Source organism: Micromonospora okii (assembly GCF_020884795.1).
Classification (GTDB): domain Bacteria; phylum Actinomycetota; class Actinomycetes; order Mycobacteriales; family Micromonosporaceae; genus Micromonospora; species Micromonospora okii.
In genome coordinates this window covers 18,096-31,187 of record NZ_BBZF01000023.1, presented here as the reverse complement: position 1 = coordinate 31,187, position 13,092 = coordinate 18,096, and the positions used below count along the sequence as shown (strand labels likewise).

Sequence of the window (13,092 nt, the reverse complement as noted above, 5' to 3'; positions counted from 1 at the left end):
GGACCGCACGGCGGCGGCCCGGGTGGCGGGATTGGGATGGACGGGCGGCCGGGCCGGGTCAGGCCGAGGCGGCGGCCACGGCCGTGCGGGCGACCAGGGCGCGGCGCAGGTCGTCGTCGGCGTCGGTGACCCGGCGCCGGACGCCCGGCGGCACGTCGTCGCGGGCCAGCAGCGCCGCGGCCAACTCCCGGGTGCGCTGCGCCACGGCGTAGCGGGGGAAGGCGTCGGCCGCGATCTGCTCGGCGACCCATGGGGTACGCAGCCGCGCCGCCGCCGGCATCTCCGCGAAGTACCGCTCGACGTACGGCTCGGTCAGCTCGGCCTGCTCGGGCTGCCAGAACCCCCGGGCGGCGGCCTCGAGCAGCCGGTTGGACAGCCCGGTGTCGGCCACCACGACCTGCCATGCCGCCGCCTTCGCGGCCGGGTCGGGCAGCGCGGCCCGGCACCGGGCGGCCCGCTCGACGCCGGTGGCGCTCGGGTCGGCCGCCGCCTCGGCGGCGATCTCCCCCTCCCCGGCGGCGCCGAGCACCACCAGCCGGCCGAGCAGCGACCAGCGCAGCTCGGCGTCCACGGCCAGCCCGGCGGGGACGCCCCGCCCGGCCAGCCACCCGGCCAGCAGGTCGGCGTCGGCGCTCGCGCCGATCAGGGCCCGCGCGGCGGCGAGCTGCCGGGAGCCGCCCGGCTCGGCGGCGGTCAGCATCCGCTCGCTGGCCCCGGCGAGGCGGAGCAGCGCCGCCGCGCGGGCCGACGGGTCGAGGTAGCGGTCGACCAGCGACCGGACCACCCGCAGCACGTCCTCGACGATGATCACCTCGGGCTCGCCCGGCAGGGCGGCCTCGACGAGCCCGAGCAGGGCGTCGACCGGGCGCTCGCCGTCGGTGGCGGCGTCCAGGGCCTCGCCCCAGAGCAGGGCCCGGGCCAGCGGGTCGGTCAGGGTCGGCAGCAGCAGCGGCACGGCGTCCGCCGAGGCGGGATCGAGGCGGATCTTGGCGAACGTGAGGTCGCCGGCGTTGGGCAGCAGCAGTCGCGCCGCCGGCCGACCGGCCAGCCCGGCGAGGACCGTGCGGCCCCCGTCGACGTCCGGGTCGAGGTCGACCTCGTCGTGGGTGACCGTGCCGTCGGCGGCGTACCGGGCGATGCCGACGCGGTGCGGGCGCAGCACCGGGTGGCTGGCCGGGGCGGTCTGCGCGATCACCGCCTCCGCGTACCGGCCGTCGGCGTCGACGGTGACCTCGACCCGCAGGGTGTTCACCTGCGCCCGGCGCAGCCAGCGTTCGGCCCAGCCGGACAGGTCCCGCCCGGCGGCGGCGGTGAGGCTGCCGAGCAGGTCGGCGAGGGTGGCGTTGCCGAACCGGTGCGCCGCGAAGTGCGCGTTCAGCCCGGCGAGGAACGCCTCGTCGCCCAGCCACGCGACGAGCTGGCGCAGCACGCTGGCGCCCTTGGCGTACGAGATGCCGTCGAAGTTGACCAGCGCGTGGGCCGCGTCGGCGACCTCCTCGGGCGCGACGGGGTGGGTGGAGGGGCGCTGGTCGGCCGCGTACCCCCAGCCCTTGCGCCGCAGGGCGAAGGTCGTCCACGCACCGTCGAAGCGGGTCGCCTCGGCGGTGACCCGGGTGCCCAGGTACTCGGCGAAGGACTCGTTGAGCCACAGGTCGTCCCACCAGCGCATGGTGACCAGGTCGCCGAACCACATGTGCGCCATCTCGTGGGCGATCGTGGTGGCCCGCTGCTCGCGCTCGGTGTCGGTGACGGCCGAGCGGAAGACGAGGTCGTCGCGGAAGGTCACCAGGCCCGGGTTCTCCATCGCCCCGGCGTTGAACTCCGGCACGAACGCCTGGTCGTACTTGCCGAACGGGTAGCGCTCGGCGAACAGCTCGTGGAAGCGGTCGAGGCACTGCCGGGTGACGGTCAGGATCTCCTCGACGTCGGCGTCCAGGTGCGCGGCGAGGGACCGCCGGCACCACACGCCCAGCGGGATGCCGTCGTGCTCGGCCCGGCGCACGTGCCACGGGCCGGCGATCAACGTGACGAGGTACGGCGCGAGCGGGGGCGTCGGGGCGAACTCCCAGCGCCCCGCCCCGGGGGTGGCGGCCACCGCGCCGTTCGCGGCGACCGTCCACCCGGCGGGGGCGGTGACCGCGAGGGTGACCGGGGCCTTCAGGTCGGGCTGGTCGAAGGCGGCGAAGATGCGCTGCGCGTTGTCCAGGAAGGACATGGCGTAGAGGTAGGTCTCGCCGTCGGCGGGGTCGACGAACCGGTGCAGCCCCTCGCCGGTGTTCGAGTACGCCATCTCGGCCTCGACGACGAGCGTGTTGGCCGCGCCCAGCCCGGTCAGCGGAAGCCGGTTGTCGGCGAGGCTGCCCGGGTCGAGGTCGCGCCCGTTCAGTCGGGCCGACAGCAGTCGGGACGGCAGGATCTCCACGAACGTCTCCGCGTCGGGGGTGGCCCGGAAGCGGATCGTGGTGTGCGAGCGGAACGTTTCGCCGCCCCCGGTCAGGTCGAGGTCCACCTGGTAGGACTCGACGGTCATCAGCGCGCCACGCGCGGTCGCCTCTACACGGCTCAGGCTCGGCATCCGCTTATCCTGCCCGACGGGGAACCACACCCGTTTCCCGATACGCTCTGCGATGGAGGAACCAACAATGGGTCAGCACCCCAAGGGCGACTTCGACCTGTCCCGGGCGGTTTGGCAGCGGGCCGAGGGCGACACCTCGGACGGCGCGGTCGAGGTGGCCTTCGTGGACGACCTGATCGGCATGCGCAACTCGGCCGAGCCGGACGGGCCGGTGCTCGTCTTCACCCAGGCCGAGTGGGACGCCTTCGTGGCCGGCGCGCAGGACGGCGAGTTCGACCTGGACTGAGGGGCGGCCGGTCGGGCCGTGACCGCGCGTCGGCCGGCGGGACGACCCGTCGAGGGGCGGGCCCGCGACCGGCGGCCGGTCACGGCCCGGCTCCCGTTCAGTCACCGTCGCCCCAGCCGAGGCCGCCGAGGCCGAGGGCGTGGTGGAAGCCGGGGTGGCCGGCCACGTCGGCGCAGCGCTCGCCGTCGGGGCCGCGCGCACCGCAGAACAGTCGCTCGGCCCGGTGCCAGGCGTCGGCCGGGGAGAGCGCGGCCGAGGCGAGGGCCAGCTCGGGACGGAGCAGGCTCAGCCCCTCGGCGTACGCGACGGCCAGCTCGCGGGCCCGGTCCGTCCCGTCGGCGGTGAAGCCGAGATGCACCGTGAAGCGGCGCGGCGGGCGCTGCCGGGGCGGGGCCAGCAGCGGGCGCTCCGGCCCGCCGACCCCGCCGCCCGCCCGGCCCCCGCCGAGCGCGGCGACCACCCGCCGCTGACGCCAGTACCGTGACCCGTTCTCCCGCATGTCCTCCCCCGTCTCCGTCGTTCCGGCAACCCGCCGGCCCACGACCCAGCCAACCAGCTTCCCGCCGCCCCGGGAGGGGCCAGCCGGGGCGACGCCCGGCCGACCCGGCGGGGCGAGAGGGCCAGCCGGGGCTGCCTGGCCGGACGAGAGGGCCAGCCGGCGCGGCCCGGCGCGGCGCGGGAGGATTCAGCCGCCCACCGCCGGGAAGACACAACCCCCGTCGGTGCCCGCGTGGGCGGGGGGCCGGCCGGCCGCGTCAGGAGGTCCGATGGCCAGCATCCCCGTCGACCGCAGCCCGGACAGCACGCTCGCCCTGCTGCGGGAGGGCTACCGGTTCATCTCCGACCGCTGCGACCGGTACGGCACGGACATCTTCCAGACCCGGCTGCTGCTGCAACCGACCATCTGCCTGCGCGGCCGGGCGGCGGCGGCGCTCTTCTACGACGCAGAGCGCTTCCGTCGGGCCGGCGGGCTGCCGAAGCGGGCGCAGCGGACCCTGACCGGCGTGGGGGCCGTGCAGAGCCTCGACGGCCCGGCGCACCGCGACCGCAAGGCCATGCTCATGTCGATCATGACGCCGTCGGCGGTCCGGCAGCTCGGGCGGCTCTTCGACGACGAGTGGCGCGCCCGCCTGCCCGTCTGGGAGCAGGCCGGCGTCGTGGTCCTCCACGACGAGGTGGCCCGCATGCTGATGCGGGCGGTGTGCGCGTGGGCCGGCGTGCCGCTGGCCACCGCCGACGTGGCCCGGCGGACCGCCGACATGAACGCGCTGATCGATTCGGCGGCGGCGGTCGGCCCCCGGCACTGGCGGGGGCGGCTGGCCCGCCGCCGCGCGCAGCGGTGGGCCGCCGACGTCGTCCGGCGGGCCCGCTCGGGCGCCCTGCCCGCCCCGGAGGGCAGCGCGCTGCGGGTGATCGCCGGGCACCGCGACGAGCGGGGCGCGCCGCTGCCCCGCCGGATCGCCGCCGTGGAGCTGCTCAACGTGCTGCGTCCCACGGTCGCCGTGGCCCGCTTCGTGGTCTTCGCCGCGCTCGCCCTGCACGACCACCCGCGCTGGCGCGAGCGGGTCCGCGAGGACGGCGAGGCCGTCGCCTGCTTCGTGCAGGAGGTGCGCCGGTACTACCCGTTCTTCCCGGCCGCCGCCGCGCGGGTCCGCCGCTCCTTCGACTGGCAGGGGTACCACTTCCCGAAGGGCCGGCGGGTGCTGCTCGACCTGTACGGCACCGACCACCACGCGGCGCTCTGGCCCGAGCCGGAGCGGTTCCGCCCGGAGCGCTTCGCCGGCCGGCCCGGCGACGCGTACGCGCTGGTGCCGCAGGGCGGCGGCGACCACCTCACGGGGCACCGGTGCCCGGGTGAGCAGCTCACCATCGAGCTGCTCACCCGGGCGGTGGCCAACCTGACCACCGCCACGAGCTACGAGGTGCCCCCGCAGGACCTCGCGCTCGACCTGAGCCGGATGCCGACGCTGCCGCCGAGCGGCTTCCTCATGGCCAACGTCCGCCGCACCGCCTGAGGACCGGCCCGGCGGCGTCGAGACGGCGTGCCGGTTTGACCAGCCGGAATGCGGGCACCTGCTGCGGGCACGGCGACCCCGACAGCAGGAGGCGCGATGCCCTTCGACGCCAGCGAGTACGGCCGGCGGATCGCCGACGTCTACGACGAGACGTACGCCCACCTGGACACCGACGCGGCCGTGGAGCGGCTCGCCGCGCTCGCCGACGGCGGGGGAGTCTGCGAGTTCGGCATCGGCACCGGCCGGCTGGCGCTGCCCCTGCTCGCGCGGGGGCTGGCCGTCGCCGGCATCGAGGGATCGCCGGAGATGGCCGCCGGGCTGCGGGCCAAGCCCGGTGGGGAGCGGATCGAGGTGGCCGTCGGCGACTTCGCGCGGACCCGGGTGCCCGGCGCGTACGCGCTGGTGGTGCTCGCCTTCAACACGATCTTCGCGCTGCCCGACCAGGCCGCCCAGGTGGCCTGCTTCCGCAACGCCGCCGCCCACCTGCGGCCCGGCGGGCGGTTCGTGGTCGAGGCGTGGGTGCCCGACCCGGGGGCGTTCCGGGCCGGCGCGGCCCTGCGGCCGGTGCGGGTGGCCGGGGACGAGGTGCTGCTGGAGGCGGCCCTGCTGCACCCGGCCGAGCAGCGGATGACCACCACCAAGATCCGGATCACCGACTCCGGTACGCGCCTGCTGCCCGCCAACCACCGCTACGCCTGGCCCGCCGAGCTGGACCTGATGGCGCAGCTCGCCGGGATGACCCGGGAGAGCCGCTGGGCGGACTGGGCCGGCGGCCCGTTCACCGACGACAGCCGCGCCCACGTGAGCGTCTACCGGATGCCGGAGGCGGCGTGAGCGCCCCGGCCCGTACCCCGGCGGGGCGGGCGGGCGGCGACCCTCCCGGCGCGCCGGCCGCGACCGCCGGCGGCCCGGACCTGCGGCCCCGGCTCCCCGTGGAGTACGTCCTGCCGCTGCGCTGGGCCGACGACGCCGGCCTGGCCGAGCTGACCGGCTACCTGCGCGGGCTGCGCGGGCTCGTCGACGTCACCGTGGTCGACGGCTCCGCCCCGGAGCTCTTCGCCCGGCACGCCGCCGCCTGGCGCGGCCTGGTCCGGCACGTCGCCCCGGACCCGGCGCTGCGCGGCGTCAACGGCAAGGTCCTCGGGGTGCTCACCGGCGTCGCGCTGGCCCGGCACGAGCACGTGGTGATCGCCGACGACGACGTCCGGTACGACGAGGCGGGGCTGCGCGCCGCGCACAGGCTGCTGGACACCGTGGACCTGGTCCGCCCGCAGAACTACTTCGACCCGCTGCCCTGGCACGCCTGGTGGGACAGCGGCCGGACCCTGCTCAACCGGGCCCTCGGCGCGGACTGGCCGGGCACCCTGGCGGTGCGCCGCAGCACCTTCGTCGCCATGGGCGGCTACGACCCCGACGTGCTCTTCGAGAACCTGGAGCTGGTCCGCACCGTGCGCGCGTACGGCGGGAGGGACGCCGCCCCGCGCTGGCTGCACGTGCGGCGGCTGCCGCCGGACACCGCGCACTTCCGGGGGCAGCGGGTCCGCCAAGCGTACGACGACCTGGCCCAGCCGGCGCGGCTCGCGGTCTCGCTGGCGGTGCTGCCCGCCGTGGCGACCGCGCTGGCGACCCGCCGCCCCGGGCTGCTGCTCGGCGCGGCGTCGGCCGTGGTGGCGCTGGCCGAGGTCGGCCGCCGACGGGCCGGCGGGGCGGCCGTCTTCCCCCGCACCACCGCCCTGGCCGCCCCCCTGTGGCTCCTGGAGCGCGGCGTCTGCTCCTGGCTGGCCGTCGCCGACCGGGTGCTGCGCGGCGGCGTCACGTACGCGGGCACCCGGGTGGCCCGCGCCGCCCACTCCCCCCGCGCCCTCCGCGCAAGGAAGGGCACCTTGTTAACGCCTGAGGTATAGCAGGGGCCCCTTCTTAACTCCGCCCACCCGCGCGCCGCCCGCCGCTCACGCTCGCCGGCCCCCGTACACGCGACAGCTCGCGACCACCAGCCGACCTGCGTCGGGAGTGGCCGCGAGCTGCGGCGTACCTTGGTGTCCCCGGTCAGTACCGCACCTGTTCGCGGGACTGCTGGGCCTGGCCCTTCACGTCCTGCGCGGCGGACTTCGTGTCGTCCTTGACGGCGTGCACGGCGTCCTGGGCGGTGGCCTTCACCGACTCGGTGGCCTCCCGCGCCGGCTCGCGCAGCTCCTCCTTCAGCTCGCTGGCGACCTCGCTGAGCTTCTCCTTCACCACACCGGCGTGCTCGCCGGCCCGCTCCTTGACCTGGGTGGCCACCTGCTGCTCGCGGCGGCTGGCCGGGATCAGCGAGGAGACCAGCATGCCGACGCCGAAGGCGATCAGGCCGGCGGCCAGCGGGTTGCCCTCGGACTTCTCCCGCAGCACCTGCGGCGCCCGCTGCGCGGCGTCGCCCACCGTCGAGGCGGCCGAGTGCGCCTTGTCCGAGACGGTCGAGGCCGCCGAGGAGGCCCGGTCGGCGACCGAGTGCGCGGCGTCCCGGGTGCTGTGGCCGTAGTCGGTGGCGGTGCCCATGACCTTGTCCCTCACATTCTGCAGGGCGTTGCGCGCCCGCTGCTTGCGGTCGTCGACGATGCGGCCCGGGCTCACCTTGTACGCCAGGGCGTCGACGTCGGTGCTCAGGTTGTTGCGGGTGGCTTCGATCTCGCGGCGGATCTGGTCGGGATCGGTGCTCATCGGGTGACTCCCTCCGGGTGAGGCTTGAGCGCGTCGGGGATGCGCTGCACGCTGTCGTTGGTCTGCTTGAGGCCGCGTACGCGCTGCGCGTTCTTCTTGGCCATGGAGTAGAGGACCGCGGCGATCGCGCCCCAGATGACGGCGACGATCAGCGCCGCCCAGCCCGCGTCCATCACGTTGGACAGTCCGGCCCAGAGGGCGATCGACAGGAACAGCGCCACCATGTAGCCGCCGAAACCGGCGCCGCCGAAGAGACCGGCGGCCTTGCCCGCCTTCTTCCCCTCCTGCCGGATCTCGGCCTTGGCCAGCTCGACCTCCTGCCGCATCAGCGTGGAGAGATCGCTGGTCACCTGGCGCATCAGCTCACCGATGGAGCTGCTCCTCACCTCGTCCGCGGTGTGCGGGGCGCCCACGGGGCGGTACCCGGGGTCCTGCGTCGGCACGGTCATGCCGTCACCTCCCTTCGGATCTCTCTCGCGCTCACGGGCGGGTGGTGCCGCTGGACGGCACGCCGGGCAGCGGGTCGGTCTGGGTCACCGGGGGCAGCGGCTGGCCGGTGCCGCCGGCGGGGTCGGCGTAGCTGGTGGTCGTGCGCGGGTCCGGGTAGGCCGCGCCCTGGCCGGAGTAGCCGGGGTCGGGCTCCGCGTAGGTGCCCGGGGTCGGGTCGAGGTAGCCGCCGGGCGGGGTCTGGACCGGCACGGCCTGGGGGGCCGCCGGGGTCGGGATCACCGCGGTCCGCTCCGGGTCGTACCCGCCGGTCGCGCCGTACCCGCCGGTCGCGCCGTACGCGCCGGTCGTGCCGGTGGAGTCCGAGGCCGCGGAGAGGCTCTTGGTCAGCCGGCCGGCGAGCACGCCGAGCACGGCGGCGCCGACGAGGAAGGTCCCCGGGTTGCGCCGGGCGTAGTCCTTGACCTCGTTGACGATGTCGCCGGGCTGCCGGTCCTCCAGCCAGCCGGCCACGCCGTGCACCCGCTCGGCGGCCTGGTGGGCCAGCTCGGTCACCGGGCCGGCCTGGCCGCTGTTCTGCGCCATGGAGCGCATCTCGTCGGCCAGCGAGCGCAGCCCGCTCGCGGCCCGGCGCTGCTGCTCACCGGTCTGCCCGACGAGCTGGGAGCGGGCCTCCCCGTACAGGTTGCGGGCCTGGCGCGCGGCCTCGCCGACAACCTCCCGGCCCTGCTCCTTGGCGGTCTGCGCGACCGCGCCGCCCGCCTGGGCCGCCTCGGCGCCCACCTGGCGGGCCTGATCGCGTACGCCGTTGCCGTTGGTCGACTCCTGCCCGTACGTGGACGTCGTGGGTGAGAGATCGTAGGTCATGATGTCCCTTCCGCTCGGAAAGTCGTCGCGGTCTGACTTCGGGGAATTTGCCGGCGTTGTTCCGTCGGCTGTCTCTTGACCTACCCTCACGCGCGAGTCCAACACCTGATTCGCGGTTTCTCTGCGGAGCGTGTCCGCGCCCGCACACAATGGAGGATCGTCGGGGCTGCTTATCCACGGAGGGTGACATCGATGGCACGTGACCGGCACGGCCACAGGGCCCGGGTGCAGGTGGCCGCTGCCGCCGTGGCCGGCCTCTTCCTCCTGCTCGGCGTGCTCGGCTTCGTCCCGGGGATCACCACCGGGTACGACGACCTCTCCTTCGCCGGCCACGCCTCCGGCGCGAAGCTGCTCGGGCTGTTCCAGGTGTCGGTCCTGCACAACGCCCTGCACCTGGGGTTCGGGCTGGTCGGCCTCGTCATGGCCCGCAGCCTCGCCGGGTCGCGGCTGTTCCTGGCCGGCGGCGGCGCGCTCTACCTCGGCCTGTGGATCTTCGGGCTCGCCGTCGACCTCTTCGCCGAGCACCGGGCGGTCAACTTCATCCCGCTCAACCCCGCCGACAACTGGCTGCACCTGGTGCTCGGCTTCGGCATGATCCTGCTGGGCCTGCTGCTGTCCAACCGGGCCGGCACCGGTGGTCGGCTCGACAGGCCGATCGACCGCCCCTGACCGCGCCCGCCCGCCGGAGCCGCCGGGCCGTCAGGCGGCGACCGGCAGCGGCTTGGCGAAACAGCGGCTGTACGGGTTGTCGACGTACTCGCCGTACACCGGGATCGGGGCGTACCCGCAGGAGGTGTAGAGGCCGATGGCCGCCGGCAGGTAGCTGCCGGTCTCCAGCCGGAGCTCGGCGTACCCCCGCTGGGCTGCCAGCTCCTCCAGCGCGACCAGCAGCCGCCGGGCGAGCCCCTGCCCCCGGTACGCGGGCTCGACGTACATCCGCTTCAGCTCGCCGGTGTGCGCGTCGAGCTCCTGCACGCCGCCGCACGCGACGACCCGGCCGGCGTGGACGACCGCGAGGTAGTGGATGTCGTCGTGGGTGACGGTCGCCTGCCCGTCCAGCCCGCCGTCCGCCTCGCGCAGCTCACGCTGCTGCGCCTCCACCAGAACGGCGATCTCCGGGTCGGTCGTGGGCCGCGCTTCGATCAGCATGCCGCCACGCTACGCACGGCGAATTTCCGGGGTAGGCGCGGCAGATTTCCGGCTGGTTTCCGACGGAGAGGCCGTGGTCGGGCCGGCGGGCCCTACTCCTCGTCCGCGAGATCGTCGTCGGGGTCCGGGGCCGGCTCGTCGGCGGCGTCGGCCGCCAGCTCGTCCTCGGGACGCCGCCGGCGGGCCTTGCGCGCGGCGAGCCGCTCGGCGGCCGAGGCGCGGGTCGACTTCTCCTCCAGCCGCACGTCCGTGCCCCGGTTGCCCGGCACGAAGTCCACGCCCGCGTACAGGGTGGGCTGCCAGTCGAACTCGCGCTCGCCGATGCGTACCAGGTCCCCGGGGTTCGCCCCCGCCTTGGCCAGCTTGTCCTCGACCCCGAGGCGGGCCAGCCGGTCGGCCAGGTACCCCACGGCCTCGTCGTTGTCGAAGTTCGTCTGCCGCACCCAGCGCTCCGGGCGGGTGCCGCGGACGGTGAACGAGCCGTCCGGCTCGGCCTCGATGGTGAAGCCCGTGTCGTCGACCGCCTTCGGGCGGATGACGATCCGGGTCGGCTCGGCCGGCGGGGCGGCGCTGCGGGACTGCTCGACCAGCTCCGCCATCGCGTACGTCAGTTCCTTGAGGCCCTCGCGGGTCGCCGCGGAGACCTCGAAGACCCGCAGGCCCCGCGCCTCCAGGTCGGGGCGGACGATCTCGGCGAGGTCCCGGCCGTCCGGTACGTCGACCTTGTTGAGCGCCACGAGGCGGGGCCGGTCGGCCAGCCCGCCGTACTGGGTCAGCTCGGCCTCGATCATGTCGATGTCGGCCAGCGGGTCGCGGCCGGGCTCCAGGGTGGCGGTGTCGATCACGTGCACGAGCACGGCGCACCGCTCGACGTGCCGGAGGAACTCCAGCCCGAGGCCCTTGCCGGTGGCCGCGCCCGGGATGAGACCGGGCACGTCGGCGACCGTGAAGGTGTGGTTGTCGACGCGGACCACGCCCAGGTTCGGCACGAGGGTGGTGAACGGGTAGTCGGCGATCTTCGGCTTGGCGGCGGAGATCACCGAGATCAGCGACGACTTGCCGGCGGAGGGGTAGCCGACCAGGCCCACGTCGGCGACGCTCTTGAGCTCCAGCACCACGTCGAGCTGGTCGCCGGGCTCCCCCAGCTCCGCGAAGCCGGGCGCCTTGCGCCGGGCGTTGGCCAGGGAGGCGTTGCCCCGGCCGCCCCGGCCACCCCGGGCCGCCTCGAAGGCGGTGCCGGCGCCGACCAGGTCGGCCAGCACGGTGCCGTCGGGGGCGGTCACGACGGTGCCGTTGGGCACCTTGAGGAACAGGTCGCGCCCGTTTGCGCCGTCCCGGTTCGAGCCCGCGCCGCCCTTGCCGTTGTCGGCCTTGACGTGCGGGCGGAAGTGGAAGTCCAGCAGCGTGTGCACCTGCGGGTCGACGACCAGCGTCACGCTGCCGCCGTGCCCGCCGTTGCCGCCGTCCGGGCCGCCGAAGGGCTTGAACTTCTCGCGGTGGATCGAGACACAGCCGTGCCCGCCGTCACCGGCCTGCAGGTGCAGCACGACCCGGTCAACGAACATCGTCACGTCGTCAATCCTTCCAGCGGGGCACGCCCCCGCACGAGAAAAAGCGAAGCGGGCCGGGACCCTCGGTCCACGGCCCGCGACGCCTACGAACTACTGCTGCGGCACGATGCTGACGGTCTTGCGACCGCGCCTGGTGCCGAACTGGACCGAGCCGGCGGCCAGCGCGAAGAGCGTGTCGTCGCCGCCACGGCCGACCAGGTCACCGGGGTGGAACTTGGTGCCACGCTGACGGATGAGGATCTCACCCGCGCTGACGACCTGACCACCGAAGCGCTTCACGCCGAGCCGCTGGGCCGCGGAGTCCCGGCCGTTACGCGAGCTGGACGCACCCTTTTTGTGAGCCATCTGAGGACGACCTACTTCCCGCTGGAGATGCCGGTCACCTTGACCTGGGTCAGCGGCTGGCGGTGACCCTGGCGCTTGTGGTAGCCGGTCTTGTTCTTGAACTTGTGGATCCGGATCTTCGGGCCCTTGGTGTGCGCGGCGATCTCGCCGGACACCGCGACCTCGGCAAGCTTCGCCGTGTCGGTCACCAGGTCGTCACCGTCGACGAGGAGCACCGCGGTGAGCTTCACCGCGTCGCCGGGGGCACCGGCGAGCTTCTCGACCTCGATCACGTCGCCCTCGGCGACCTTGTACTGCTTGCCGCCGGTTTTGACGATCGCGTACATCGGAGGCGGACTCCCTGTCGTTGAGGCTGCTGGCGGTCGTTCCCTCGGCGGCTCGCCGGGTAGCAGAGGCGCGGCGGCGCGGGCACGCGGGAACTCGGCACACACCAAAGTGCGCCGCAGGCCAGCGTACGCCATGGGCAGCCCCACCCCCAAACCGGGCTCCCGTGCCGGCGCGCGCCACGCCACCCGGGCGCGCCTCGCCGCCCTCCGCGCACCCTCCGCCCTCGGTGAGAGGGGAACCCCTCTCTACCGGACGCGTGAACGAGGCGCCCTTCCTCACCCCGCCGCGCAGAGCTGGTCGAGGCGCTGCTGGAGCCCCTCCAGCTCCTCCTCGTCGATCGCGTCCACGTCGGTGCCGAGGGTGCCCACCTCGCTGGCCAGGTCGGCCAGGAGCGTACGGAGCTGCGGGTCGGTGGCCTGGCCCGACTGCTCCCGCAGGGCGGCGCGCCAGCCGGTCAGCGCCGCCTCCGCCCGCTTCCGGGCGGTCTCGGCCGTCGCGCTGTCGTTCTCCCCCACCGCCCCGATCATCCGGCCCAGCTCCGCCACGTACGTGCGGACGGCCGTGCTGCCGGCCTGCTGGGCGGCGGCGCAGACCGCCCCGGCGTTCCCGCCCGCCGGCCCGCCCCCGGCGGGCGCCCCCGACCCTGCGGCCGGGGTGGCAGCGGCCGGCGGCGGGGAGCCGGCCGGGTCCGCGTCCGAGCCGGAGCGCTCCGCGGAGCAGGCCACGCCGGAAGACAGCAGGGCCACGGCGGCGGTGAGGGCGAGCAGACGACGCATCTTCTTCTCCTGACCCGGGGGGTGGCCGATCCTAACC

The 13,092-nt window shown here is 75.1% G+C and carries 15 protein-coding genes; 5 read left to right on the top strand and 10 right to left on the bottom strand.

Annotation, left to right across the window (positions count from 1 at the left end):
* Positions 1-58: 58 nt before the first annotated feature.
* On the bottom strand, positions 59-2,575 hold the full coding sequence (pepN, locus tag LPU43_RS22120) for an aminopeptidase N (RefSeq protein WP_229402425.1): 2,517 nt from the start codon (positions 2,573-2,575) through the stop codon (positions 59-61).
* A 67-nt stretch (positions 2,576-2,642) separates the two neighbouring features.
* Between pepN and LPU43_RS22115 the strand changes: the two genes are divergently transcribed.
* Complete coding sequence (locus tag LPU43_RS22115; protein WP_036372843.1) at positions 2,643-2,861, top strand: DUF397 domain-containing protein; 219 nt, start codon at positions 2,643-2,645, stop codon at positions 2,859-2,861.
* A gap of 97 nt (positions 2,862-2,958) precedes the next feature.
* Here the strand turns inward: LPU43_RS22115 and LPU43_RS22110 are convergent, their stop codons facing one another.
* On the bottom strand, positions 2,959-3,360 hold the full coding sequence (locus LPU43_RS22110; protein ID WP_229402424.1) for a hypothetical protein: 402 nt from the start codon (positions 3,358-3,360) through the stop codon (positions 2,959-2,961).
* 268 nt (positions 3,361-3,628) lie between these two features.
* Here LPU43_RS22110 and LPU43_RS22105 point away from each other — a divergent pair, with 268 nt between their 5' ends.
* The 3 genes from LPU43_RS22105 (at position 3,629) to LPU43_RS22095 (ending at position 6,780) form a co-directional block, all read left to right on the top strand.
* Entirely contained in the window at positions 3,629-4,876 is a 1,248-nt protein-coding gene (locus LPU43_RS22105; RefSeq protein WP_229402423.1) for a cytochrome P450, read from the top strand.
* Between the two features lie 96 nt (positions 4,877-4,972).
* Entirely contained in the window at positions 4,973-5,710 is a 738-nt protein-coding gene (locus LPU43_RS28715) for a class I SAM-dependent methyltransferase (RefSeq protein WP_305074828.1), read from the top strand.
* Complete coding sequence (locus LPU43_RS22095) at positions 5,707-6,780, top strand: glycosyltransferase family 2 protein (RefSeq protein ID WP_229402422.1); 1,074 nt, start codon at positions 5,707-5,709, stop codon at positions 6,778-6,780. Before LPU43_RS28715 ends, LPU43_RS22095 begins: the two co-directional genes overlap by 4 nt.
* 142 nt (positions 6,781-6,922) lie before the next feature.
* Here LPU43_RS22095 and LPU43_RS22090 read toward each other — a convergent pair whose 3' ends face one another.
* Genes LPU43_RS22090 through LPU43_RS22080 form a run of 3 tightly spaced genes read right to left on the bottom strand, consistent with a single transcriptional unit; the run spans position 6,923 to position 8,887 of the window.
* Complete coding sequence (locus tag LPU43_RS22090; RefSeq protein ID WP_229402421.1) at positions 6,923-7,573, bottom strand: DUF3618 domain-containing protein; 651 nt, start codon at positions 7,571-7,573, stop codon at positions 6,923-6,925.
* Entirely contained in the window at positions 7,570-8,022 is a 453-nt protein-coding gene (locus LPU43_RS22085) for a phage holin family protein (protein ID WP_229402420.1), read from the bottom strand. The genes LPU43_RS22090 and LPU43_RS22085 overlap by 4 nt, the downstream gene beginning before the upstream one ends.
* Positions 8,023-8,053: 31 nt before the next feature.
* Positions 8,054-8,887, bottom strand: a complete 834-nt coding sequence (locus LPU43_RS22080) for a hypothetical protein (RefSeq protein WP_229402419.1) — start codon at positions 8,885-8,887, stop codon at positions 8,054-8,056.
* 192 nt (positions 8,888-9,079) lie between these two features.
* Between LPU43_RS22080 and LPU43_RS22075 the strand changes: the two genes are divergently transcribed.
* A complete protein-coding gene (locus LPU43_RS22075) occupies positions 9,080-9,556 on the top strand; it encodes a DUF4383 domain-containing protein (protein WP_229402418.1) in 477 nt (158 codons plus the stop codon).
* Positions 9,557-9,586: 30 nt separating this feature from the next.
* Here the strand turns inward: LPU43_RS22075 and LPU43_RS22070 are convergent, their stop codons facing one another.
* The 5 genes from LPU43_RS22070 to LPU43_RS22050 form a co-directional block, all read right to left on the bottom strand.
* A complete protein-coding gene (locus tag LPU43_RS22070) occupies positions 9,587-10,036 on the bottom strand; it encodes a GNAT family N-acetyltransferase (protein WP_229402417.1) in 450 nt (149 codons plus the stop codon).
* A 92-nt stretch (positions 10,037-10,128) separates the two neighbouring features.
* On the bottom strand, positions 10,129-11,607 hold the full coding sequence (obgE, locus tag LPU43_RS22065) for a GTPase ObgE (protein ID WP_229402416.1): 1,479 nt from the start codon (positions 11,605-11,607) through the stop codon (positions 10,129-10,131).
* 90 nt (positions 11,608-11,697) lie between these two features.
* Positions 11,698-11,952 carry a 50S ribosomal protein L27 gene (gene rpmA / locus LPU43_RS22060; RefSeq protein ID WP_101412393.1) on the bottom strand — a complete coding sequence of 85 codons (255 nt, stop codon included), beginning with the start codon at positions 11,950-11,952 and terminating at the stop codon, positions 11,698-11,700.
* Positions 11,953-11,963: 11 nt separating this feature from the next.
* A complete protein-coding gene (gene rplU, locus LPU43_RS22055; protein WP_229402415.1) occupies positions 11,964-12,278 on the bottom strand; it encodes a 50S ribosomal protein L21 in 315 nt (104 codons plus the stop codon).
* Between the two features lie 276 nt (positions 12,279-12,554).
* Positions 12,555-13,055 (bottom strand): hypothetical protein, encoded by a 501-nt coding sequence (locus LPU43_RS22050; RefSeq protein WP_229402414.1) that lies wholly within the window; start codon positions 13,053-13,055, stop codon positions 12,555-12,557.
* Positions 13,056-13,092: the final 37 nt, after the last annotated feature.

Excerpts from the sequence above, each read along its gene's own strand:
- pepN (WP_229402425.1), bottom strand. The coding sequence starts at position 2,575 with ATGCCGAGCCTGAGCCGTGTAGAGGCGACCGCGCGTGGCGCGCTGATG.
- LPU43_RS22115 (WP_036372843.1), top strand. The coding sequence starts at position 2,643 with ATGGGTCAGCACCCCAAGGGCGACTTCGACCTGTCCCGGGCGGTTTGG.
- LPU43_RS22110 (WP_229402424.1), bottom strand. The coding sequence starts at position 3,360 with ATGCGGGAGAACGGGTCACGGTACTGGCGTCAGCGGCGGGTGGTCGCC.
- LPU43_RS22105 (WP_229402423.1), top strand. The coding sequence starts at position 3,629 with ATGGCCAGCATCCCCGTCGACCGCAGCCCGGACAGCACGCTCGCCCTG.
- LPU43_RS28715 (WP_305074828.1), top strand. The coding sequence starts at position 4,973 with ATGCCCTTCGACGCCAGCGAGTACGGCCGGCGGATCGCCGACGTCTAC.
- LPU43_RS22090 (WP_229402421.1), bottom strand. The coding sequence starts at position 7,573 with ATGAGCACCGATCCCGACCAGATCCGCCGCGAGATCGAAGCCACCCGC.
- LPU43_RS22085 (WP_229402420.1), bottom strand. The coding sequence starts at position 8,022 with ATGACCGTGCCGACGCAGGACCCCGGGTACCGCCCCGTGGGCGCCCCG.
- LPU43_RS22080 (WP_229402419.1), bottom strand. The coding sequence starts at position 8,887 with ATGACCTACGATCTCTCACCCACGACGTCCACGTACGGGCAGGAGTCG.
- LPU43_RS22075 (WP_229402418.1), top strand. The coding sequence starts at position 9,080 with ATGGCACGTGACCGGCACGGCCACAGGGCCCGGGTGCAGGTGGCCGCT.
- LPU43_RS22070 (WP_229402417.1), bottom strand. The coding sequence starts at position 10,036 with ATGCTGATCGAAGCGCGGCCCACGACCGACCCGGAGATCGCCGTTCTG.
- rpmA (WP_101412393.1), bottom strand. The coding sequence starts at position 11,952 with ATGGCTCACAAAAAGGGTGCGTCCAGCTCGCGTAACGGCCGGGACTCC.
- rplU (WP_229402415.1), bottom strand. The coding sequence starts at position 12,278 with ATGTACGCGATCGTCAAAACCGGCGGCAAGCAGTACAAGGTCGCCGAG.
- LPU43_RS22050 (WP_229402414.1), bottom strand. The coding sequence starts at position 13,055 with ATGCGTCGTCTGCTCGCCCTCACCGCCGCCGTGGCCCTGCTGTCTTCC.